Source organism: Candidatus Dadabacteria bacterium (assembly GCA_026706695.1).
Classification (GTDB): Bacteria; Desulfobacterota_D; UBA1144; order Nemesobacterales; family Nemesobacteraceae; genus Nemesobacter.
In genome coordinates this window covers 1-22929 of record JAPOYE010000085.1, presented here as the reverse complement: position 1 = coordinate 22929, position 22929 = coordinate 1, and the positions used below count along the sequence as shown (strand labels likewise).

General features: G+C 56.6%; 19 protein-coding genes. 3 read left to right on the top strand and 16 right to left on the bottom strand.

All coding sequences use genetic code 11. The features are described 5' to 3' along the window. Positions 1–13: 13 nt before the first annotated feature. From OXG10_06335 to OXG10_06270, 14 genes are all read right to left on the bottom strand, one after another. Positions 14–259 (bottom strand): acyl carrier protein, encoded by a 246-nt coding sequence (locus OXG10_06335; GenBank protein MCY3826980.1) that lies wholly within the window; start codon positions 257–259, stop codon positions 14–16. A gap of 111 nt (positions 260–370) precedes the next feature. Continuing rightward, a complete protein-coding gene (locus tag OXG10_06330; GenBank protein MCY3826979.1) occupies positions 371–10741 on the bottom strand; it encodes an SDR family NAD(P)-dependent oxidoreductase in 10371 nt (3456 codons plus the stop codon). Between the two features lie 294 nt (positions 10742–11035). Further along, positions 11036–11695, bottom strand: coding sequence for an outer membrane lipoprotein carrier protein LolA (locus OXG10_06325; GenBank protein MCY3826978.1), 660 nt, complete (start codon positions 11693–11695; stop codon positions 11036–11038). Continuing rightward, positions 11692–13890, bottom strand: coding sequence for a DNA translocase FtsK 4TM domain-containing protein (locus OXG10_06320; GenBank protein MCY3826977.1), 2199 nt, complete (start codon positions 13888–13890; stop codon positions 11692–11694). The genes OXG10_06325 and OXG10_06320 overlap by 4 nt, the downstream gene beginning before the upstream one ends. 59 nt (positions 13891–13949) lie before the next feature. After that, complete coding sequence (locus OXG10_06315) at positions 13950–15407, bottom strand: NADH-quinone oxidoreductase subunit N (GenBank protein MCY3826976.1); 1458 nt, start codon at positions 15405–15407, stop codon at positions 13950–13952. Between the two features lie 60 nt (positions 15408–15467). Next, a complete protein-coding gene (locus tag OXG10_06310) occupies positions 15468–15935 on the bottom strand; it encodes a M67 family metallopeptidase (protein MCY3826975.1) in 468 nt (155 codons plus the stop codon). Then, positions 15929–16870 carry a cysteine synthase family protein gene (locus tag OXG10_06305; protein ID MCY3826974.1) on the bottom strand — a complete coding sequence of 314 codons (942 nt, stop codon included), beginning with the start codon at positions 16868–16870 and terminating at the stop codon, positions 15929–15931. The genes OXG10_06310 and OXG10_06305 overlap by 7 nt, the downstream gene beginning before the upstream one ends. After that, the gene (locus OXG10_06300) at positions 16870–17109 is read right to left on the bottom strand and encodes a sulfurtransferase TusA family protein (protein MCY3826973.1); all 240 of its coding nucleotides are present in this window, start codon (positions 17107–17109) and stop codon (positions 16870–16872) included. The genes OXG10_06305 and OXG10_06300 overlap by 1 nt, the downstream gene beginning before the upstream one ends. Before the next feature lie 124 nt (positions 17110–17233). Further along, positions 17234–17608 (bottom strand): PIN domain-containing protein, encoded by a 375-nt coding sequence (locus OXG10_06295; GenBank protein MCY3826972.1) that lies wholly within the window; start codon positions 17606–17608, stop codon positions 17234–17236. Further along, the gene (locus OXG10_06290; protein MCY3826971.1) at positions 17595–17798 is read right to left on the bottom strand and encodes a type II toxin-antitoxin system VapB family antitoxin; all 204 of its coding nucleotides are present in this window, start codon (positions 17796–17798) and stop codon (positions 17595–17597) included. The genes OXG10_06295 and OXG10_06290 overlap by 14 nt, the downstream gene beginning before the upstream one ends. A gap of 95 nt (positions 17799–17893) precedes the next feature. Further along, entirely contained in the window at positions 17894–18634 is a 741-nt protein-coding gene (gene purQ, locus OXG10_06285; GenBank protein ID MCY3826970.1) for a phosphoribosylformylglycinamidine synthase I, read from the bottom strand. Continuing rightward, a complete protein-coding gene (purS, locus tag OXG10_06280) occupies positions 18634–18888 on the bottom strand; it encodes a phosphoribosylformylglycinamidine synthase subunit PurS (protein MCY3826969.1) in 255 nt (84 codons plus the stop codon). Before purS ends, purQ begins: the two co-directional genes overlap by 1 nt. A gap of 38 nt (positions 18889–18926) precedes the next feature. Continuing rightward, positions 18927–19784 carry a ParB/RepB/Spo0J family partition protein gene (locus OXG10_06275; GenBank protein ID MCY3826968.1) on the bottom strand — a complete coding sequence of 286 codons (858 nt, stop codon included), beginning with the start codon at positions 19782–19784 and terminating at the stop codon, positions 18927–18929. Position 19785: 1 nt separating this feature from the next. Continuing rightward, positions 19786–20571, bottom strand: a complete 786-nt coding sequence (locus OXG10_06270; GenBank protein ID MCY3826967.1) for an AAA family ATPase — start codon at positions 20569–20571, stop codon at positions 19786–19788. A 96-nt stretch (positions 20572–20667) separates the two neighbouring features. Between OXG10_06270 and OXG10_06265 the strand changes: the two genes are divergently transcribed. Beyond that, the gene (locus OXG10_06265; GenBank protein ID MCY3826966.1) at positions 20668–21120 is read left to right on the top strand and encodes a phosphatidylglycerophosphatase A; all 453 of its coding nucleotides are present in this window, start codon (positions 20668–20670) and stop codon (positions 21118–21120) included. A gap of 29 nt (positions 21121–21149) precedes the next feature. Here the strand turns inward: OXG10_06265 and OXG10_06260 are convergent, their stop codons facing one another. Beyond that, entirely contained in the window at positions 21150–21575 is a 426-nt protein-coding gene (locus tag OXG10_06260; GenBank protein ID MCY3826965.1) for a PIN domain-containing protein, read from the bottom strand. Positions 21576–21980: 405 nt separating this feature from the next. Continuing rightward, positions 21981–22190: an addiction module protein gene (locus tag OXG10_06255; GenBank protein MCY3826964.1), complete on the bottom strand. Its 210-nt coding sequence runs from the start codon at positions 22188–22190 to the stop codon at positions 21981–21983. A 79-nt stretch (positions 22191–22269) separates the two neighbouring features. On the opposite strand from OXG10_06255, the gene OXG10_06250 reads away from it, so the two are divergent. Next, a complete protein-coding gene (locus tag OXG10_06250) occupies positions 22270–22461 on the top strand; it encodes a hypothetical protein (GenBank protein ID MCY3826963.1) in 192 nt (63 codons plus the stop codon). 109 nt (positions 22462–22570) lie between these two features. Then, the coding region (locus OXG10_06245; GenBank protein MCY3826962.1) for a nucleotidyltransferase domain-containing protein at positions 22571–22929 on the top strand (359 nt) is incomplete at its 3' end.

Below are 22929 nucleotides of genomic sequence, written 5' to 3'. Positions count from 1 at the left end.
CAGCAGAGAGGTGTTAAGAAGCGTTAGCCTCCAAGTACGCTATCAACTCTCCAATAGTCTTGATCTCCCCGGCCTTTCCGGGAAGGAGAGAGACGTTGAACTCCGATTCGAGCACTTTGGCGAATGACACTGCGTCCATAGAGGAAACACCTACATCAGCAAGTCCCTTGTCCGGGTCCAGCAATTTGCCTACCGGCTGTCCGTCTACCTCCAGGTTTTCGTCCGCAAGTTGTCTTAGTCGCTCTTCAACTGAAGCCATAATTACAGTCCTCCTTTTAAAAATTTAAGATGTTAGAACACAATGGTACAGTACATAGGCGCTTGGGTCAATCGATTTTTCTCTAGTTTTCTCCGTGACACGGCACCTCAGTTACACCCAGTGACGCCTGCGCTGGAACGGATAGCTCGGCAGCGAGATGCGGCGGCGCGATTCCCCGGCGAACATGCCCTCAAAGGAAAGTGCCAGTCCCGCATCGTATGCCCCTGCAACCGCCTCCGCAAAACCGGTACTGCGCTCCTGTGAATCCCCGTCGGATGGTCGCATCAGGCTTGCAAGCACGAGTGGTGAAGTGGGGGCTTCCTTTACGTTTGACAAGTCCGGCCATTCGAGATTCACCTGCGGCCCCAGTACCGCGCCGGGGCCAATCTCTACCACTGCATCCACTCCCAACTCGGCAAGCGTGGAGACACCTGCGCTGAACGCCGCAGTCTCGCACGCCTGCATACGCCAGTACGCCCCGTCTAGCGGGCTGTCCGCATCCACAACTTGCCCCGTAACGCCGCTCACCAGAGTCAGGGATGGAGGTGAGATCTCACTCTCTGCAAATGCCACTTCCAGACCGTTCAGAGATTGGTTCGGATCCACTCCCGGCAGCGCCGCCATCAGCGTGCCACGAGTCAAGGCAAAGCGCAGTCCGTCCTCTAAGGTGAAGACTCCCGCAGCCTGCGCCGCGGCAATCTCACCCGTGCCGTGCCCCAGAGCGACGTTCGGGCGGATCCCAACGCTTGCCCACAGCGCCGTCAGCGCGCACTCCAATGTGTAGAGAGCTGGCTGCGCCCAATCGGCATCATTCAAATCGCCCGCTGCTTCGGTGCGCCCGAACATCACATCGAGCAGCGATGCTCCTCTCTCTGCGCGCACCACGGCGTCACAGTGGTCCAAAACAGCGCGTACGACTGGCTCGCTGTTGTACAGCGCCTCGCCCATACCAACCCACTGGCTTCCCTCGCCTGTGTACACGAATGCCACCCTTGTTACGGGTTGTGGATCTGGCTTATCAGGCGTAGCGTCGGTCTCCGCGAGTTTCGTTAGCCCTGCACGCAGAGACTGCATATCCCCGAACACTAAAGCGGCACGATGGTCAAAATGGCTGCGTCCGACACTCGCCGTCCACGCTATGTCAGCAAGTGCAGGTGCTTGGGGTGACGACTCAGCAATATGGTTGTCGAACCACGACAGGTACTGTCCTGCCATGTCCCGCAGGGCGCCGTCCGACTTGCCAGATAGCGGCAGGAAACGCACTGTGCGCTCCGTTAGTTCTCCCGCAGCTAGCGGCAGATTCGCAACCGGCTCTGGCAGAGAAACGGGCACCTGCCGCGCGGCGCCCCTAAGCGACTGGACTCCAGCACTTCCGCTGCCATTCTCTGTCGCGATTCCGTAGCCTTCCACCACCATATGCGCGTTTGTGCCCGATATGCCGAACGCGCTTACTGCCGCGCGTGGCGGCCTGTCAGGATGGGGTGGCCAGTCGGTCTTTTCAGAAGTCACCCGCACGGGCAGCCGGTCCCAGTCGATTTGTGGGTTCGGTTCCTTGAAGTGCAGATGTTTCGGAATGATACCCTGCTTCATCGCCAGCACAGCCTTTATCAGGCCGGCAACGCCCGCCGCCGTCTCCAGATATCCGATGTTTGACTTTACGGTGCCCATCAGTAGCGGGCGGTCGGCGTCGCGCCCTCTGCCGTACACCGAGCCTGCCGCGTGTACTTCAATTGCGTCGCCCAACTGGGAGGCTGTCGCGTGTGCTTCGAGATAGTCAACATCCCTTCCGGTGAGGCCCGCCTTAACAAGCGTCTCCTCTATAACACGCTCCTGTGCCGGGCCGTTCGGAACGGTCAATCCCGCGCTTGCCCCGTTCTGGTTAATGGCAGAACCCTTGATGACGCCCCATATCCGGTCGCCGTCAACCTCTGCCTCATTCAGTCGTTTCAAAATGAGCATTCCGCAGCCTTCGCCGCGTACATAGCCGTCCGCAGACGCATCAAAGGGGTGGCACTGCCCACTCGGCGACAGCATCCCCACATCCAGCATAAGTTTGGAAATGTCGCGCGACAGCGCCGCATGCACGCCTCCGGCGAGGGCTAGGTCCACCTCGCCCCGCTGTAGCCCAACGACGGCTTGATGCACCGCAACCAATGCCGAGGCGCAGGCCATATCGATGGCCATTGCCGGACCCTCAAGACCCAGTGCGGACGCGACCCGCCCGGCGGTGACGCTGGCCATTAGGCCGAGGAAAGTGCCAGCCTTACCGCTGGCTTCAATCACATGTTGGTATTCGCTGTGGCTGACTCCGGCATACACTCCAGTGCGGCTGCCTCGTAGGCTGTCGGGAGCGATTCCGGCGTCTTCGATAGCCTCCCAACTTGTCTCCAACATCATTCTCTGTCGTGGGTCCATCATCCGCGCTTCTATCGGCGCAATGCGGAAGAAGCGTGAGTCAAACCACTCGATACCCTCAACAAACGCGCCGTGCAGGTGGGTGGCGCTCTCGGAATTTGAGTCTCCAAAGGTGTCCCTCGGCGAATCGCCGGCCTGACGTCCGTCGGTCACTGCGTCAGTGCCCGATTCCAGAAGATTCCAGTATTCCAAAAGGTTTTTCGCGCCCGGGAAGCGGCACGCCATGCCGACTATCGCTATGTCGTCATCCTCAGTAGCGACGGACGGGCGCGGTGGGGGTGCGGCTGTCTCGGGCGTTGGAGCCGTTCCACTGTCTCCGCCCAGTTGACCGAGTTCACCCGCCAGATAGTGGGCTAAGGTCGTGATGTCGGGGTAGTCGAAGACAGCTGTGTTGGAGACGACATACTCGCCCGCGAATGCTCGGTTGAGCCGGTTTCTCAGTTCTACTGCCATCAATGAGTCCATCCCCAGATCGAAGAACCCCACTGTTGGCGTCGGCGTCGACGGCAGCCGCAGAACTGCCTGCACTTCCCCTTGGAGGAATGACACCAGCATGCCTTCGCGTTCCGCCACAGTCGTTTTCCGCACTCTGGACATCAGGTCGTCCGCCTGAGCAGGCGAGTCGGCGTCGGCCTTGGAACTGGTGGACAGCAGGTCCTCTAGCAGGGAGGGACGGTCTTCGACAGCCTCCTCAAAAACTGCCCAGTCCATAGACATCACCACGGAATTCGTTACGTCCTGGCGCACCAGCCTGTCGAACGCCCTGAGACCTTGCTGGGGTGTAAACCAGCGGCCGCCGAGCGCCGCTCGTTGCCGTTCAATCCGATCTCGTTGTTCCGCCGCTTCGCCGATCTCTGACCACGCTCCCCAGGCAATGGCCTGTCCCGGAAGCCCTACCGCCCGCCGGTGGGCGGCGAGCTGGTCCAAAAACGCATTGGCTGCGGCGTGGTTCGCCTGTCCCGGATTGCCCATGACGCCAACTCGGCTCGAAAAGAGGGTGAAGAGTTCCAGATCGCGGTCCGCCGTCGCACGGTGCAGGTGCCAGGCGCCCAGCACCTTCGGCCATAGCACCTGCTCGAATCTCTCCCAACTCTGGTTCGACAGTGAAGCATCCGACAACACTCCCACGCTGTGAATCACTCCGCCGAGCGGCGGCAGTTCCCGGTCCATCCGCGCCAGCATGTCGTCCACAGCAGCGGCATCCGTCACATCCGCCAGCTCCACCCTCACCGTGGACCCGCGTTCACGCAACGAGTCAATCTCTTTTTCAACCTCGGGGTCCGGTGACCGTCGTCCATTGAGCACGATTGCCCCTGCGCCGTGATCCGCCAGCCAGCTGGCCACGGCGCACCCGATACCGCCCAAGCCGCCGGTCACTAGGTAGGTGCGATCCTGCCGCAACCCACCTCTCACAAGCGGTGGTGTCGTCACGACGATCTTCCCGATATGCCGGGCCGATCGCATGAATCTCAATGCGGCCCCCGTTTCGGCCAGGGGCCACCTGCTGTGGATAAGCGGTTTCAGTTCTCCCGCCTTAAGGCGCTCCATCACTTCCCGGAGAACCTTTCCGACGCAAGCCGGGTCAGTCTTCTTCAAAACATCCAGCTCTAGAATGGAGTAGGCAACATCGGGACGAACTTCGGCCATCTCCTCCTCGCTCAGAATGTCCCGCCTGGACAATTCCACAAACCGGCCACCCTGTGCCAGGCATGACAGACTCGACTCGATGAATCCCTCTCCCGTCAGGCTGTTCAGGACCACGTCGACTCCTGCTCCGTCCGTGGCCTCGAGGATCTCTTCCCCGAACTTTGTCGTGCGGCTGTCAAACACATGCTCCACGCCGATGGAGCGAAGATATGGCCGCTTCAGCTCGCTCGCCGTGGCATACACCTCGGCGCCTGCGGCACGCGCCAACTGGATGGCCGCGAGTCCCACACCGCCAGCACCCGCGTGAATCAGCACCCGTTCGCCGGCGTTTAGCCCTGAGAGTTCGTACGAGAATGCGGCTGAGGCAAACACATTCGGCACCGTGGCGAGATCCGTCACCGAGATTCCCGATGGCGCGGGCGCCACCAACTCCTCCCGTATAACCATTTCGTCTGCAAACGCACCACCGAACCCCAATCCAACCACATGGTCGCCGACCGAGACGGTTGACACCTCGGAACCCACATCGAGCACGTGGCCACACATCTCCTTGCCTAAGTTCTCCTCTTCAATGAAGCCAAGCGAACGAAATACATCCCAGAAGTTCAGCCCGGCAGCTTCGACCGCGACGCGGACTTCTTTCGGCTCCAGGGAATGCTCCGGCAGCGGCTTGACGTAAGGCTTATCGAATATGCCTTCCGGATCCGGAGCCAGCACCCAGCCCGGCTGCTCCGGCAACGTCAACCGCTCCGTGTCGGTCCCGGCCCGGACCAGGCGGGCCACCATACGTCGTCCGTAGCGATGTGCGATGTGATTCTCCTGATCGGGATACAGCAGTTCGTCCAGTAGTTCAGGCGACTGCGTTTTTGTGGGGTCCAGGTCAATCATCCTCGGTTTTAGATGCGCCGCTTCGCGGGCCAGCGCCTTCCCGAAACCCCATAACGTCGCGCCGGCAAGTTCCCCGCCAAGCTCCCTCTCCAGCACCTGGGCGCCCCGCGTAAGAAACCACACTCCGTTTTCGGGCACCACATCGGAGTCAAGCAGCCCCTGCGTCAACGCCAGTGCGCTCGCCATCGCTTGCCTCGTGTCCTTCGCCATCTCTTCGGTTGTCGCATTCAGGCCGTGGCCGCCCAGCGCCACGAGGTGCACGACGCCGCTAAGAGGCGCATCCCCGGGCAGGCACTCCAACAGCGATTGCCACGACTCGCGCCGCTCCATGTCCACCGTTGACCGGACAATGCCGGATCCGTCCGCTTCTGAATGCCCGTTCTCCGGGAGTTGATGGTCCGCCAGCACGACTGTCTGGTTGCGCGCGGCCAACTCCGTTGCCAGTTCCTCGGCCACGCCGGCGCTATCCGCCGCCAGAACCCAGACGCCCGGTTTTTCGGTCACCTCAGCCGGACCCCGCGCCACGATCACACCCTTATCCGGCATCCCGGTCGAGTCGGACTCTTCTAGCCCCAGCACTTCTATTTCCTCGAAACCCACGTCAGCAAGTACGCGGCGCCACACAGCTGGCTCCACCAAGGCGTGTTGCGGTCGGTAGGCATCGGCGAACCGCCACCAGCCGTCCAACGGCCCGAAAGTCAGGTCCATCCAACCCATACCCCTCAGGTTCTCGAGCGCGACCATCTGTCCTGATGGCGCGAGAAGCCGCCGGCAGTGCGCAAGCGTCTCATCCAGGTATCGCGTGGCGTGCAACACATTGGACGCAATCACCAGGTCATAACCGTGGGAGTCAAATCCCTGCTCCACCGGATCTTTCTCGATATCCAGCATGCGGTAATCTATCGACGCTTCCTCGCCTCCGAAACGCGCCTCTGCTTCCGCAAAGAAGCCCGCCGAGATATCCGTGTACATGTAGTCGAACCGTCCTTCCGGGAGTTCCGGCAGGATGGCCGCGGTTGCCGATCCTGTACCCGCCCCGACCTCGATCACCCTGAGGTGTCGGCCGTCGGGCAACCCCTCCACAAGAGTCTGAACCGTTTCTCGCAGTAGACGGTTCGCCGCACGCGCCACCGGGGCTTTTAGATACAGATCGCCCGGGGTCGGGTCTCCGCTGCTGAACAGGACCGTCAACGGGTCCGCTCGGCCCAGCAGGATGTCTGCCAGGGCGTTGCCAGACCGTCGAAAAAGTCCGATCTCGGTCAAGCCGTGGGGATATAGCTCAGCCATTCGGGTAGCGAATTCCTCGGTGTCAGGCGGCATTTCATCCGGCAAGGGATCCCCGGGTCCGATCCTCACGACGAAGTCGCCGTCCACCTCCTCCAACACCCCGGACTTGGCCAGCATCTCGAGCGTCCGGCGGAACAACTTCTTATGCTCCTCCACGACATTTAAGCGCTGCCGCAATTCCTCTGAATCCACGGTCACGCCCACCTCGCGTTCCCACCCCAGCTTCTCCAAGGTCTCGAGCGCGCAGGACCGAGACCACCGCTCCAGGTCGGTCAGGAGGGCGCTTCTGTCTTTGGGCGTGACTCCTTCGTCGGCCAAATAATCTGAGAGCAGCCCCGAGCGCGCTGCAACCGTTGCCTGAGATGCGAGAAAATCTGCGGACAGCATTCCGGGCGGGAGAGTCCTTTCGCGCCACACAACCTCATACAGCAGTTCATTCACCCCTTCGCCCGCGGAGAGCAGCGCCGCCCGCGTCGCGCGTTTCACCATGTATCCGCTCAGCCCGCCAAGCAGAACCCCGTTGGGATCGTAGATGCGCAATTCTCCGTTCCAGACCTCAGGCGGCTCGTCCTGTTCCGTTTCCGTACCTTGGGAAACCTCACTCATGCGCACGTGACAGAACAGGCGATCCGGCAGCCGGTCCGCCAGCCACAGTCGCTCCCAGCCAAATGGCAGATAGGTGGTTTCCTCTTCTATCCCGCCTGGATTGCGCGCTGCGGCCACAACCTGAAAGCAACCGTCGAGCAGGAGCGGATGAACGTCCAGCTCATTGCGGCCGAGAGCTTCAGGGAAAGAAATTTCGCCTAACGCCTCGCCTGGCCGGGACCAGACCTTCCCGAGCGTACGGAAAAACGGGCCGAGATTGATCCCCGTACCCGCCCGGGCGCGGTAGTAGTCTGCCACGTCTATTGGTGACAGGGGGGTCTTGAGGCTTTCAAGATCAATGCGGCTACCGGCTTCCGGCATGGGGGCGCCCTGCGATATGTGGCCTTCCACATGTGCCGTCCAGTCCTCTCCACTTCCCTTGCTGAATATCTGGACACGACGCGAATTCGGCCGCTCGGAAGAATCAAGCACAACCTGCACCTTCCGGCCCTCGTCACCGGTACCGTCCTCGGAATCCTCCTTCGGGAAAACCAGCGCGTTGAGCAGTTGCATGTCCTCCACAACCACCGCGCCGCTTTCTTCCGTAAGGGATACCGATGCCGCCATGGCTCCGTAGAGCGCGCCCGGAGCTATAACCCGGCCAAACACCCGGTGGTCGCTCAGCCACTCCGGATCCGACTGGAATACTTCTGTCTCGAATGTGACCTCGCCTGTGGCGGATTCGTGCCGGACCCCCAGTAAGGGGTGGCCGACGCCCGAGCGCTGTTTTCTCTTCGAATCGAGCCAATGGCGTTCGCGTTGGAATGGATAGCTTGGCAGCGAGATGCGATGGCGCGCCTCTCCCGCAAAGAGCCCTTCAAAACGAATCGGGAGCCCCGCCTGATACGCTTCCGTGACGGCCTGCGTGAAATCGGCGCCATCCGCGGACGCTGAGGATTCACCAGACGGTGGGCGCAGACTCGACAGCACCATGGGCGCCGGTGTCTGTACCGAGTCCGGCCAGGCCGAGCGAGTCATCGTGGCCAGGATCGGTCTCGGCCCTATTTCCAACACCAAGTCCACCCCGAGTTCCGCCAACGTCCGGACACCGCGGGCGAATGCCACTTTCTCGCGGGCATGCTGCCTCCAGTAGGCTCCGTCCAGCGCCTGGCCAGGCTCCACCACTTGGCCAGTCAGGTTGCTGACCACGGTGAGGGAGGGTGGCTCGACCGCCACATTATCCAAGGAAGCTTCCAGCATGTCCAGAGCTGGCTCCACCAAGGCGCTGTGGAACGCGCGGGCCGTGTTCAATCGTCTTACCCGGACTCCTTCCGATTCGAAACGCTTCGAGATGGCTTCAATTTCTGCAATCGGGCCGCTCACCACTTGGTGGGTGCCGTTGTCCGCCGAGATGCTCAGCCCAACACTGTCAGATGATTCGTTCAGCTCTTCGACCGTCGACGCCACTCGTGCCGGAGTGGCAAAAACCGCTGCCATTGTGCCCGGTTCGGTTTCCGACAGCAGGGTGCCCCGTGCCGCGGCAAACCGCATTCCATCCTCCAGGCTGAACACTCCTGCTGCCTGCGCCGCCGCCAGTTCCCCGACGCTGTGCCCCAACACTATGCTGGGACGAACTCCTACGCTCGACCAGAGCGCCGTGAGCGCGCACTCGAGGGCATAGAGGGCTGGCTGTTCCCACGCCGTATCGCCCAGATCGCCCTCGCCGCCCCCGAACATCACGTCAAGCAGCGAGGCGCCCCTTTCGTCCCTAAACACCTCTTCACAGCGGTCAAGAACCGCCCGCGCCACCGGCTCACGTTCGTAGAGCGCCTTTCCCATGCCGGTCCATTGGCTTCCTTGCCCGGTATAAGCGAACGCTATCTTCGTCGGTGTTTGCGGCCCCGGACTCTCGCTCACATCCCCCAGCGCTTTCAGCCCCTCCCGCAGCGACCCGGTATCCCGAAACACCACGCCCGCACGGTGATCAAAATGGCTCCTTCCTACGCCTGCAGTCCACGCCATGTCCGAGAGCAAGGGTTCTACCGAGGCGTTTTGGGAAGCAAGATCCTCTGGATGCTCATCCAGCCATGAGAGGTAACGCTCCGCAAGTTCCCGGAGCGCGTTCACCGATTTTCCGGACAGCGGCAGCAAACGGGTCTCGCGCCTCTTTAATTCTTGCTCCGGCAACGGCAAACTCTCCACGGTCTCCGGCAGAGAGACTGTCACCGCCTGGGCTGAGCCCGCAAGCTCATTCTTTCCGTAGGGCAATCCCCCTGGGGCGATGTATTCTTCCACCACTATGTGGGCGTTTGTTCCGGATATCCCGAAGGAGTTTACTCCCGCCAGTCGCGGCCGTCCGCCACGCTCGGGCAAGTCCATCATGGACGAAGTAATTTTCAAAGGCAGTCGGTCCCAATCGAGACTAGGGTTGGGGGCCTGGAAGTGCAGATGCTTCGGAATCACTCCGCGCTGCATCACCAGCACCGCCTTGATCAGACCGGCGATTCCGGCAGCCGACTCGAGGTGGCCGATATTGGTCTTTACGGAACCGATCAAAAGAGGACGATCGGCTTTGCGTCCTTTGCCGTAGACGGCGGAGACGGCGTCGATCTCAATCGGGTCGCCTACAGCTGTTCCAGTCCCGTGTGCCTCCAGGTAATCCACATCCGAAGCAGGAACTCCGGCGTCGGACAGGGCCGCTTCCATCACCTGTTCCAGTGCGGGGATGTGCGGTACGGTCAGTCCGGTGCTGGCCCCGCCGTTATTCACCGCCGAGCCTCGGATCACCCCCCAGATCCGATCGCCGTCCTCCTCGGCCTCGCTGAGGCGCTTCAGGATAACGACGCCGCAACCTTCGCCGCGCACGTAACCGTTCGCAGATGCATCGAACGTCTTGCACTGCCCGTCCGGAGACAGCATCATCGCATCCGCACGGAGTTCGAATATACGACTGTTCAGGATAGCCTGCACACCGCCCGCAATGGCCAGATCCGCCTTGCCCTGCTGCAGGTCCGCCACCGCGTCGTGGACCGACACCATGGACGACGCGCACGCGGCGTCCACTGCCTTTGCCGGTCCCATGAGGCCCAGCACGAAAGAGACCCGTCCGCTGGTACCGTTCAGGTTCGTGCCGCTCAGAGCATAAAGACATGAGGCGGCATCGGCAGGTTTCCTTGACTCCACTACCAGCATCCTGTATTCGTCGTTGCTGATCCCGGTGTATACCCCGGTGCGGGTGCCCCTCAGCCGATCCGGGTCCATGCCCGCATCCTCGAGAGCCTCCCAAGTGGTTTCCAGCATCATCCGCTGCTGTGGATCCAGCAACTGGGCCTCGACCGGAGAAATGCGAAAGAACCCCGCGTCGAACTCCTCGATTCCGTCGACATAGGCACAGAAACGACAGGCCTTGCTCGGAATCTGTCCATCGGGGAAAAGCTCGTCCATACGTCCGATGCCGGAACCCGGGACGCCCTCCATCACTGTATTCTGGCCGGCTTCGAGCAGGCGCCAAAAGGCCGGTATGCTCGGTGCGCCGGGGAACCGGCACCCCATGCCCACGATTGCTATCGGTGGACCGAATCCAGATTTTTCCTGTTTCTGAGTTTCAGAGTGGGGCTGTGATTCCCCGGAAGAATCGCAAGAGTTGTTTGACTTCGTCATCGAAATCTTCCTCCCAAGATTATGAACTGATGGCTCTATCCGTTACCTCAGCCTGAACTGTTTCCGTCTTGTAAAACGGTTTTCAGCTCACCACTGGCTTTGATAGTTCTCTTTCGGAAAAGTTTAGCATAGGGATGGACAGGGAACAAAGCTCTTCTTCGCTCATGCCACGACTATCTCACGCTAAATACAGGCGGCAGTTTTATTTAAGATTTGCGGGCGGGATGAGGGGTGCACGGCACGCTTGACGTCCCTGCCTGCTGCATGGACGAACGCAAGGTCAACTAGAGGGTCTCAGGGAAAAGTCTCCATTTTTGCCCCCTTCGGTTTTTTGAAACTGAAAAACGAATCGGCAATGCCGAGGTTAACTTCCGGGGTGCCCAGTTTTATGACCGTAATGTTTCCGAAGATATCGCCGATTATGATTTCTCTTAGCATGTAGGTCTTGGGGTCGACTGCTATCGTTACCTGCTTTGACTGCTCCCGGTTTTTCTGTTTCAGGTCAAGGAGGACATTCCCCCGCTCGTCCGCGCTTCCGGCAGCCGGTCGGACATCGAAAAGGCGGTCAAGATCCTCCAGTATGGAAATGATGGTATAGGAACCGAGAGAGTCTGCCCAGACGCTTTCAATTTCCATCTCGGTTGCCTGGTTCTCCCGGCTGTCGAAATACCAGACCTTCTTTCCGTCAGAAACAATCGTATCTTTCCATGGCTCTTCGTACTGCCACTTCATCATCCCGGGTTTTTTGAACCACACCTTGCCCGAGGAAGCGATTTTCTCATCGAGGTCCTTTATCCGGGTCACCTGGGTGAATGGAGAGCTGAGGTCGTTTATCGAAGCGTATTTTTTCTGGATGCCGCTTACAACAGTGCTTGGGTCCTGGGTCCTCGCGGGCTGCGCGGTAAAAAGAAGGGAGGTGGCGAAAAGCGCTGCCGCAAGCGCGATTTTTCTCAATCCGAGTTTCCCCTGTCCGCTTTAATCATGTTCACGTAGACTTCTCTCGGTTTGCCGGCGGCTCCCTGAGGACCTATAAGACCTTCTTTTTCCATTGTCTCAACGATCCTGGCCGCGCGGTTATATCCTATCTTGAGCCTTCTCTGTATCATGGAGATGGATGCCTGTCCCGTTTCGGCTATTATGCCGAGCGCGGTTTCGTAGAGCTCGTCTTTTTCGTCTTCGCTGACTCCCGCGCTCTCATCGTCCGGGTCGTCTTTTGTTATCTCTTCTATGTAGACCGGGTCTGCCTGGGACCTTAGAAAATCCGTTACCCGTTTTCTTTCATCGTCGGATATAAGCGCGCCCTGCAGTCTTAAGAGGTTGCTCCCGCCGGATGCGAGAAAAAGCATGTCCCCCTTTCCGAGCAGGGTCTCAGCTCCCCCTGTGTCAAGTATGATTCTTGAATCCACTTTTGAAGATACGAGAAAGGATATGCGCGCCGGGAAGTTAGCCTTTATGAGTCCCGCCACCACGTCCGCCGAGGGGCGCTGTGTGGAGACTATTATATGAATTCCCGCCGCCCTGGCTTTCTGCGCGAGCCTTATTATCGAGTCCTTGACATCGCTCGGGGAGACCATCATCAGGTCGGCGAGCTCGTCTATGATAACGACTATGTAGGGAAGCCACCTGAGCTGTTTTTCTTCGATTTCAAGCGCTTCAAGCTTCCTGTTATAGCTGTCTATGTCCCTTACCCCTTCCTCGGAGAGCATCCTGTATCTGGAATCCATTTCCCCGACCAGCCACTTAAGGGCGGCCACGGCTTTTTTCGATTCGGTTACCACCGGGTGGAGCAGGTGGGGAATGTCTTCGTATATGGAAAGCTCGAGCATCTTCGGATCTATCATTATCATCTTGAGCTCATAAGGGGTCGCCCTGTAGAGCAGGCTTGTGATTGCGGCGTTTAGGAGCACGCTTTTGCCCGAACCCGTAGTTCCGGCGATCATAAGGTGCGGGGCGGTCTGAAGGTCCATGTAGCGCGGTTTTCCGGATATGTCTTTTCCGAGGGCGATGGTGAGCATCGATTTTTTCTCCATGAACGAACTGCTCTCGAAAAGTTCCCGCAGCACCACTATCTCCCTGCTTTCGTTCGGCACCTCTATTCCGACCACGTCCTTTCCCGGTATGGGGGCTATGATTCTTATGCTCAGCGCCTTAAGACCCATTGCCAGATCACCTTCAAGGGACGATATTTTGTTTATTTTTATTCCCGGGGCGGGCTTGTATTCAAACATCGTGATAACCGGGCCGGGACGTATTTCCATGATCTTTCCGGTTACTCCGAAGTCCGCAAGCTTTTCCTCGATCAATGTGGCCTTCCGGTACATGGCCTCCTTGTCTATCTCTACCGACGTGTCGATTTTCGGGTCAAGCAGATCAATTGAGGGGAGGGAGAAGTCAAGCCATTTGCTCTCGGGCGCGGCAGGGGACGGCTCGTCTTTCTTGTCGGGTGCGGGAGGAGTGAAGACTATCTGTGGTTCCGTGTCGGCTTGTTGCTTGTGTTCTGTGGCCGTGGTTTTTGCCGCCCTGGGGGTCGCCTTTGGTGCGTCTTGCTTCTTTTTTCCTCGGGTGCCCCTTCGTGCGGCAGCGCGTCTCAGCGCACCGATCGGTGCAGAAATTCCTTTTAACACACCTGAGAAGAGAAGGCGGATGATTTTCACTACGGTGGCGATCTTGGTTTCCGTTGCTATTATCACGGAGACGAATATGACGATTATGGCGATAATGTATGTTCCAAAGGTCCCCAGGATGTTTTGCGCGAATTCCCTGGAGATCGCAAGACCCAACCATCCCCCGGCCGGCGAGTATCCCAGAAGGGAGCTTTTTCCGTAAACAAGCCCTAGCAGGGTGGTCGAGGAGAGAAGGAAAATAATCGTGGAGAAAAGCTTCCAGTATATTTTCTGGGCGGGCCGCTTTCTCAGGATCACGTAAGACGCGTAGAACATCAACACGGGAAATACGAAGGAAAGCGTCCCGAAGGAACTTCCAAGGGAGTGCGACACGTAAAGGCCAGTGCCTCCCATTGCGCCTTTTACGTCGATTTCAAGAAGGTTGCTGAAAGCCAGAAGACTTACGAAGGTAAATACGCCGAGGGCGAAGAAAAAAACCGCCATCACATCTACAAATACGCCTTGAGTGTCCTTGCCTTTTTCCATTTCCTAAATTCTGAAATAAAAATCCTCCCCGCTCGGGCGAAATAAAACCCCCTTGCAGTCTAAAACGCGATTGCGGCGAGAAGAGTGTTTGAGGCCTGAGCTGCTAGATCCCATGACAAGAAAGGAAATATACCGAAAAAAACCGTGACTGCGGTAAGCACCGCAATTGTAGCCCCCGAAAGCGGTTTGTTTGCGCTTGCCCCGTAACTGTCTTCCCTCATAAACGCGTAGACGAGCACCTTGAGATAGTAGTACGCGGAGATTACGCTTGCTATTATTCCTATTACTGCAAGCGGCGTCAGATTGGCGTCGACTGCAGCTAAAAACACCCTGTATTTCCCGAAAAATCCTATAGTCGGCGGAATTCCCGCAAGCGAGAACATAAATACTCCAAGTGCGAGCGATGCCGCCGGTTTTCTGCTCCAGAGTCCCGATATCCTCTCGAAAGTGTCACAATCGTTCCCCTCCCTGCTCGCGTAGGCGAGGATTCCGAAAGCTCCGAGGTTCATAAAAGTATAGGCAAACAGATAATAAAGAACGCTCCCGCTTCCGACCGAAGAGTCTGAGAAAACTGCCGCTACCCCGACGAGGGCGTATCCAGCGTGTGCCACACTTGAGTAGGCAAGCATTCTCTTCACGCTTTTTTGATATATGGCGGCTATATTCCCCACTACCATGGTCAGCACTGCCGCAATCTGCACCGCGGCCGTCATGTAGTTTTCAAATCCCGGAGCGGAGCCGAGAAATATTCTCAGCAGCAGCACAAAAGCCGCCGCTTTTACCGCAACGGACATGTATCCCGTAACCGTGAGGGGAGCTCCGTCGTAGATATCGGGCACCCACTGGTGAAGCGGCACGGCTCCTATCTTGAAAATGACTCCCACTGCCACAAAGGCGGCTCCGCATACATACATCGGAAGATTCCCCGGACTTTTTAGAATTTCCTCCAGAAAAGTGGAACCGGTAGCCCCGTAGAGAAGGGCGATTCCAAAAAGCAGCACCGCGGAAGAGAAGCCTCCAAGAACAAGGTATTTTACGCCTGATTCTGTAGAGTCGAGGGATTTGCTTCTGAACCCCGAGAGTATGTAGACGGCGATTGACATGATTTCGAACCCCACGAAAAGCGTCATGAGTTCGACCGAGGAGGCGAGAACCATCATCCCGCTCGTGCAGAAAAGCACAAGCGCGTAGAACTCCTCAAGCCATTGCGTGCGTCCCTCGAGGTGATCTTTTGAAAACAGGATAGTCGCAAGCGCCGCCAGGAGAAAAAGGGAGTTGAAATAGGCGGAGAAGGAATCGATTACCAGCGCGCCGGAGAACGCGGAACTTTCGCCGGAGAACCTGGAGAAGTTAAGGATGAGGGAGAGCACGGTTCCTGAGATCGCGAGGAGAAAAAGCGACCCCGTCCATCTTTTTTTCAGAATCGGGGCGCAGATGAGTATGAGCAGGCCGGCGAGTATGAGTACGCACTCGGGAAGGATAGCCAGCGTACTTTCAAACAGAACCTGCATATTCATAGTCGCGTCTCTCCCGGCATATGCAGCCTTCTCCGGGTCTCGGTTGTCTTTTTCATTACATCAGTCGGGGTCTTTAAGCACTTCGAACTTTCTTTCTTCAAACTGGAAATCTTGCTCGTCAATGTACCATACTCTCGCGTCGGCGAATTTTCCGCGGTTTACCGAGAAAATTATATACGCCCATCCGGGCGATGCCACCTGTCTGTCCGTCTCTGAAGGTACCGAAGGGTGGTCCGGGTGCGAGTGGTATATGCCGAGAATCTCAAGACCGTTCTCCCTCGCCCACGAGTCTGCCTCTATGTAGGAACGCGGATCAAGCTCGTAACGGTCCTTTAACCGCTTGCTGTCAATGTCTGCTGTTTCCTTAAACGCTGTTTCGGATTTGTCGTCAGCGACCAGATTGGCGCATTTGCGAAAGTGGATGACGGTATCTTCTTTCCCGATCATTACTCCGCACACCTCGTAAGGGTAACCGGATTCCGCATCCCGTGTCATGCCCAGATAGGCCGATCTGTATATCTTTACCACCAGAGTCCTTCGCTCAGGTACCTTCTGCCCGAGTCGGGAAGAATCGTCACGAGCACTCCTTCTTTCAGTTTTTTCGCGTACTCAAGCGTTACGCAGACCGCGGCTCCTCCCGAGTGACCTACGAATATTCCCTCGGTATCCATCAGCCGCTCCATCATTTCATACGCTTTCTCAGTCGAGATAAAGACAGTTTCGTCGGCCGCTTCCTCGTCGTATATGCCGGGAACTATTGAAGTGGGCATATGTTTCATGCCTTCAAGTCCGTGAAGACTTTCTTCTGGCTGAATCGCGATTATCTTTATATCGGGGTTGTATTCTTTAAGCCTTTTCCCGGTCCCCATGAAAGTCCCCGATGTGCCGAGTCCCGCAAGAAAGTGGGTCACGGCGCCCTTTGTCTGCTCCCAGATCTCGGGCGCAGTCGTCTCGTAGTGAGCCAGGAGGTTGTTAATATTGTTGTACTGATCCGGCATGAAATATTTCTCAGGGTTATCCGCTTTCAGCTTGTGAGCAATTCTTATCGCTCCGTCGGAACCTTCAAGGGGACTTGAGAAGGTTATTTTCGCCCCGTAGGCCTCGATTGCTTTTTTTCTCTCGGTGTTTACGTTCTCAGGCGTTACGATTTCAACCTCGTACCCGAGCGCGGCCCCGAGCATCGCGTACGCGATCGCTGTATTCCCGGAAGAGGAGTCCATAATGACCTTGTCTTTTGTGAGCTCGCCGGAGCGGATGGCTTCCAGGATCATTCTGCGGGCGGGGCGGTCTTTTATTGAACCTCCCGGGTTAAACCACTCGGCCTTTGCGTAAATACTGACTCCGGGAGAGCATTCCTTTGCCGTCTCGGAAAGTTTCAGGAGAGGGGTGTTGCCTATAAGGTCAACCACCGATTCGACTCTTGAACCTCCGGCAGTGGAGGTTCCGGCTTCGGATCTATACATTAGCAGCGCTCGATGATTACCTTGTGGTAGCGGCCTTCTTCTTTCTCTATGGAGAGAACCCTGTGACCTTCCTGTTCCACGCTTCTCGGGAGATTGGAAAGAGGTTCTCCTTCGCAGAGCCTTACTTCAAGGACTTCCCCGCGCTTCATCTGCTCAAGCTTGAGCTTGGTTTTAACAAACGTCATCGGGCAGATGTAGTCAGTTATGTCTATTTTTTCCTTGCTCTGCGTGTTGTCCATTTTAAACTCTCGTCCGCGCGATTTCCCGTTAAGATTAACACAGTCTGTGTTTTACTCAAACCGCCCCGCTCCGGCCTGACTTGGGCCCGCCAGCTGCAGGTGCTGAAGAAATTTCGGGATTCCATCAGCCCCGGGCGGGATCATACTCAAGTTCCATCGCTTCGGCGGCCGCTCTGAAGCGCTTGTCGAGCGTAAGTACTCGGGTCGGAGGCTCGAGGATCGCGGAGGCGAGCAGATGAGCGTCGATGTAGCCCATGCCCGACCCGGCCAGCTTGTTCTGATCGATAAAGTACAGTACTAGAGAGTCATCCGTCACGGAAAGAGCGGGCAGTCCATGGAGCATCGAGAGAACTTCTCCGCGGTTCGCAAAATTGCCGCAGGCGATTTCGCCTATGATAAATGGATGCATAATTACTTCCTCGGTGGTGAGCAGATCTTCAACCACCTCAGTCTTCCCTCTCAAGTGCTCAACCCATACCGAAGTGTCAATCAGAACCATAATCAAAACGGCGCCGCGGAATAGGGCGGAGTCCGGGTTCGCTGCCTTTCAGCTTGGCGAGCCGCCGTGCGCTCTCCCTCTGCACAAGCGCCTTCAGGGCTTCCCGAAGGAGCTTGGTGTTTGACGTGATGCTTGTCATCTCCCGCGCCTGGGACAGCAGTTCATCGTCCAAGTTTACAGTTGTTCTCATTTTCAACGCTCCATTACGTTTGCTGAATGCACAAGAAAGTCATACCAAATATACATCAACTGATGTCAGAAAACAAGTTTTTCAGAAATTTATTTTTACGAAGAAGCCAAGGGGTCAAGGCTCGTAACGCCTGAGGATTTCCGCCCGCCCGACTCTATCCAGGCCACTACGTTCTCAAACATTCTTCTGCCGTCCTCTGAGCCCAGCAGGTTCTCGAAACTGCGCTCGGGATGAGGCATCATCCCGAGTACGTTGCCCCGGCTGTTGGCGATTCCCGCTATGTTGTCCTCGGCGCCGCTTGGATTCGCCTCGGCACTGAGTTCTCCCCTTTCCCCGCAGTAGCGCAGAACTATTCTCCGTTCCCGGGTATCGTCCCCGTTCGGGGGCAGCACGAAATTGCCCTGGGCGTTTGCGACGGGCAGCTTGAGCACCTCTCCCCTGCGGAGAAGGCAGGTAAAGGGCGTATCGGTATCCTCGACCCTCACGTTTGTCCACCTGCAGACGAATTTGAGGGAGGAGTTGTGTATAAATGCCCCGGGAAGAAGCCCGGATTCGACAAGAATCTGAAACCCGTTGCATATCCCTATTACGGGGACTCCGCTTGCGGCAAGTTCCCTGAGAGGGCTTACCACCGGAGAGAACTGCGATATGGCTCCCGCGCGAAGATAATCTCCGTAGGAAAATCCCCCCGGTATCACGATGCAGTCGATTCCCTCGAGGGAAGTTTCCTCGTGCCATATAAGTTCGCAGGGCCGGCCCAGGATTTTCTTTATGGCGTGATAGCAGTCGTGGTCGCAGTTGGACCCCGGAAAGAACAGAACTCCGAAACTTGGCATTATTTTTCCGCTACCTCTACCGAGGAATCTTCGATTACCGGGTTGGAAAGGAGTTTCCGGCACATCTCGTCCGCTTTGCGGCTTACTTCCTCGGCGGATTCGCCCTCCATGGTGAGCTCCACGACTTTGCCTACCCTTGCGTCTGAGACCCCGCTGAATCCGAGGCCGGAAAGAGCGTTAAGCACCGCCTTGCCCTGAGGATCGAGCACCACGGGCTTGAGCTTAACCTCTATTTTCACAGAAAACTGTTTCATCTCCTGTTTCCTTGCTCCGGTGTGAATTCTGCGGGATATTACCCGCGCGAGAGCAGTATGCCAATAATTCTCTCAAGCTCCTCGGGAGAATAGTACTCTATTTCTATTTTCCCTTTTGTCTTGCTGCGGCTGATTCTTACTTTGGTCGAGAATTTCCCGGAAAGCTCTTCTGTAAGTTCCCTGGTGAAGATATCTTCTGCCACCTCATTCAAAGCTGGTTCAGCGGGCTGTTCTGTATCTCTGCTTCTCTTTTTTACAAGCGCTTCGGTTCGCCTTACCGTAAGATCCTTTTTCAGCACTTCTCCGAGAAGGGAATTCATTTCCTCGGGGGAGGATGCGGCTAGAAGCGCTCTTGCGTGCCCTGCCGTTATAGAGCCCGAAACAAGCGCTTCCTTGGCTTTACCGGAAAGCTTGAGAAGCCTCAACTGGTTCGTGACGACCGAGCGGTTTTTCCCCGTTTTTCTGGCAATATCGTCATGGGTAAGCCCGAAGCGCTCCGAGAGCTTTTCATAAGCCTCAGCCTCCTCAATGGGATTTAAGTCCTCTCTTTGTATGTTTTCTATTAACGTCAGCTCCGCTACGTCCTGGTCGGTAGCGGTTCTTATCACTACGGGGAGCTTTTCGAGTTTGGCAATTTTTGCCGCTCTCCATCTGCGCTCCCCGGCCACTATTTCAAAGCCGCCGTTTATCTTCCTGACGATAAGAGGCTGTATGACCCCGTTTTCCTTTATAGACTCTGCGAGCTCCTCAAGCGCACCCTGCTCAAACTGCTTTCTCGGCTGCGAGGGATTCGGCTTAAGCAGGTCCGTGCTTACCATCTGGTACCCGGTGGATTCCGTTTCCAGGCTCTTCGGAATAAGTGAGTCAAGTCCTCTTCCTAGGCTTTGTCTTTTCACGTCAGTTAACCTCCGCTCTGCTTATTATCTCATTTGCGAGTTTCATGTAATTCTGAGCTCCGCTCGACTTGATTTCATAAAGCAGAAGCGGCTTGCCGTGGCTTGGCGCTTCGGCGAGCTTAACGTTTCTGCTTATTACGGTGTCGAAGGTCTTTTCGCCGAAGTGATTCCTTACGTCCTCGGCCACGGAGTGACATATGTTATTGCGGGAATCGAACATGGTCAGAAGATAGCCTTCCACCTCGAGCGAGGGATTGAGTCTCTGCTTGGCGAGCGATATGGTTGTCTGCAGCTGTCCTATTCCTTCAAGAGCGTAGTATTCGCACTGAACGGGTATTAGCACCCGGTCGGCCGCGGCGAGCGCGTTTATGGTGAGCAGGCTGAGAGACGGAGGGGCGTCTATGAATATGTAATCGTACTCAGCCTTTATCTCGTCGATAACCTTTTTAAGACGGTATTCTCTGCTTTCTGTCTCTATGAGGTGTATCTCCGCCCCGGTGAGTTCGTGATTCGCCGGACATAGGTGCAGGTAACCGTTTAGAAGCTCAGGATAGACGTCAATTACGGTGTCCATGAGCTTTACTTCTCCCAGTATGACGCTGCAGATGTTTTTCGAATTAACCGATTCCTTATCAATGCCGAGCCCCCCGGTGGCGTTTCCCTGGGAATCAAGATCTATGAGAAGCGTTCGGCGGTTTGTCACTGCCAGAGAGGCCGAAAGGTTGACTGCGGTTGTGGTCTTACCGACTCCCCCTTTCTGATTTACCACGCATATTACTTTTGACATTTGGTTGTGAAAAAATGATAAACTTGCCGGTGTTATCAGTCAAATGAGTCTTGCTTAAGATACGCCCCCGCGGGCGGGGTTTCCGGAGGTTTAACGTTGATAAACAGGATATGCGTTGTTTTCTCGACTTTTTTCGGGCTGGGATTTGCCCCGGGAGCCCCAGGAACGGTCGGGACTCTTGGAGCGGTCGGGGTCGTGTACCTGCTTAGCCTTGCGGGCGGTGCGGTTTTTTATTCAGCATTCACGTTGGGACTGATCCTTGTCTCTTTTATAGCCGCCGGCCGCTGCGTGGGGATTTTTAAAAGGGAAGATCCGCCCGAGGTCGTGATTGACGAGGTATGCGGATTTCTGGTGTGCATGCTTTTCATAACGCCGGACCCGCTTAACCTTGCAGTCGGCTTTTTCCTTTTCAGGTTTTTTGATATAGCGAAGCCGTTTCCGGTAAGAAGGGCTGAGAGTCTTCCTGGGGGATACGGTATCGTTATGGATGACGTTCTGGCCGGGGTGTACGCTAATTTATGCCTGCATGTGCTTGTCCGGCTCTATTGATGATGCCGTTTTCCCCGTCTTTGCCGGATTCAGGAATAAAGTAGAAACGGATTCCGCACAGTTACCGTGCCGTACATGCGGCCGTGCTGGAAGTCTTCCGAGAACAGTTCCCTTATGCCGTGAACTTCGGCGTAAGCCCAGATATGCGCGTCAAACCATGACAGGCCGTATGCCGCCGCTCCGCGCAGGGCCATTCGTAGTACAGATTCATCGGGGTAGATAATCGGGGAACTTGCCATCAGTCCTTCCGCTTCGCGTATCGCGTCTGGAAGATCAAGTATGCGGTTTTCCGGACTTCCCCGGGTTGTTGACGCAACGAATTCAACTATCGACTGGTGCGCGATACGCAAATGTCCGCTTCCGGCCCCCTCGCGAACAACACGCCTCGCAATCCGTTTCTTGTCCGGGAACCTACCGTCGTAACAATAGACCAATATGTTAGTGTCAATCAGCATTCGGGCTGCCCCGAGTGTAGAGTTCTTCCCGGGTCCAGCCTCGTTCCGTCGCTGGAGCCCGTGTCCTTAGTGCTTCACGGGCATCCTGTCGGGCCATCGCCTCATCAAACATACGCAGACGCGTTTCGGTGTCGAGGCCCTTTTTCTGCGCTTGGGCACTGGGGGGCACCACGCGGATGGTTTCTCCGGCCTCCTCAAAACGTATATCATCTCCTGGCCGGATTCCGTAACGCTTGGCAATCGCTTTTGGTACCGTTACCTGCAATTTGCTGCTTACTTTAGCCATACCTTTACTTTATCAAAGAAAATTTCTTTGTCAATGACGTCAAGCATTCTGTAGTTGTATTGATGCAAGGAAGCGGTATCAGTCGGATCCGCATTCTTTACGAAACCGGATCTTGCAACTCACAGTTTTTTGCGGATTCCCGAAATAACTTCGTCAGCGGGGTGTCCCGGGTCTTTGATCGCACAGTAAGCCTCGAGCCTCTTGTCCAGTTTGGCTTTCTGCGGGGGTGAAAGAGAGATAGAGTTCTGATCGGAGGCGATGCTGTCCCATAGGTCTTCTACAAGACGAATCCGCTCATCGACCGGCAGGTTTTTCAGGCTGGAATCCATGGCAGTTAAAATACATTAAGCTTGCTGATTTGCAAAAAGCCGGATGGTTATTAGTCGCAGAATCGGGTAACATGCAGTAATGATAGGGACTTACAGATGCCGGACGAAAGTGTTTGAGGCGGGGCATAAGATGCTCGCGTACGACCGATGCCTGTCCCTGACCGAAATCCGTGTCGGCAACCCCGAGCGAGAGAACATAAGTCTTCACAGGTGTTCCGTGGCGTGGCCGGTCACGTGGACAGGGCGTTTCGCTCCTTTTTCAGGCGAGTGAAGGAGAAAGAAAAGGTGGGATTTTCCCGGTTCAGCATGGACGCGAGCTGGTGTGCCATAGAGCAAAACTTGATTCGGTCGGAGTTTCGTGAGAACCGAGAGGAGGCGAGATGATTCCCACCACTATAGAGGAGCAGGCCGAGGAACTGAGACGTCTGTGTCTTCATTATGGGGTTCGGCGGCTCGACCTGTTCGGTTCGGCCGCAACCGGCCGGTACGACTCGGGAAAGAGCGACTTGGACTTTCTGGTCGAATTTCAGCCGTCGGCCTTTGACGCTTATGCGGACGCCTACTTCGGCTTGCTGGAGGCTCTCGAGCAGCTCTTTGGACAGCCCGTCGACCTGGTGGTGGAGTCAGCCATCAAGAACCCTTACTTCCTAGAATCGGTGGAGCAGACGAGGACTCCTGTCTATGCAGCGATTCCCACTATCTACCAAAACCCCTTAAAACAAAGGGGGTCGGGATTTTG

Coding starts and splice junctions, on each gene's coding strand:
- OXG10_06255 (MCY3826964.1), bottom strand. CDS start 22,190: ATGGATTCCAGCCTGAAAAACCTGCCGGTCGATGAGCGGATTCGTCTT.
- OXG10_06250 (MCY3826963.1), top strand. CDS start 22,270: ATGATAGGGACTTACAGATGCCGGACGAAAGTGTTTGAGGCGGGGCAT.
- OXG10_06315 (MCY3826976.1), bottom strand. CDS start 15,407: ATGAATATGCAGGTTCTGTTTGAAAGTACGCTGGCTATCCTTCCCGAG.
- OXG10_06335 (MCY3826980.1), bottom strand. CDS start 259: ATGGCTTCAGTTGAAGAGCGACTAAGACAACTTGCGGACGAAAACCTG.
- OXG10_06320 (MCY3826977.1), bottom strand. CDS start 13,890: ATGGAAAAAGGCAAGGACACTCAAGGCGTATTTGTAGATGTGATGGCG.
- OXG10_06260 (MCY3826965.1), bottom strand. CDS start 21,575: ATGCTGATTGACACTAACATATTGGTCTATTGTTACGACGGTAGGTTC.
- OXG10_06290 (MCY3826971.1), bottom strand. CDS start 17,798: ATGAGAACAACTGTAAACTTGGACGATGAACTGCTGTCCCAGGCGCGG.
- OXG10_06295 (MCY3826972.1), bottom strand. CDS start 17,608: ATGGTTCTGATTGACACTTCGGTATGGGTTGAGCACTTGAGAGGGAAG.
- OXG10_06305 (MCY3826974.1), bottom strand. CDS start 16,870: ATGTATAGATCCGAAGCCGGAACCTCCACTGCCGGAGGTTCAAGAGTC.
- OXG10_06330 (MCY3826979.1), bottom strand. CDS start 10,741: ATGACGAAGTCAAACAACTCTTGCGATTCTTCCGGGGAATCACAGCCC.
- OXG10_06300 (MCY3826973.1), bottom strand. CDS start 17,109: ATGGACAACACGCAGAGCAAGGAAAAAATAGACATAACTGACTACATC.
- purS (MCY3826969.1), bottom strand. CDS start 18,888: ATGAAACAGTTTTCTGTGAAAATAGAGGTTAAGCTCAAGCCCGTGGTG.
- OXG10_06270 (MCY3826967.1), bottom strand. CDS start 20,571: ATGTCAAAAGTAATATGCGTGGTAAATCAGAAAGGGGGAGTCGGTAAG.
- purQ (MCY3826970.1), bottom strand. CDS start 18,634: ATGCCAAGTTTCGGAGTTCTGTTCTTTCCGGGGTCCAACTGCGACCAC.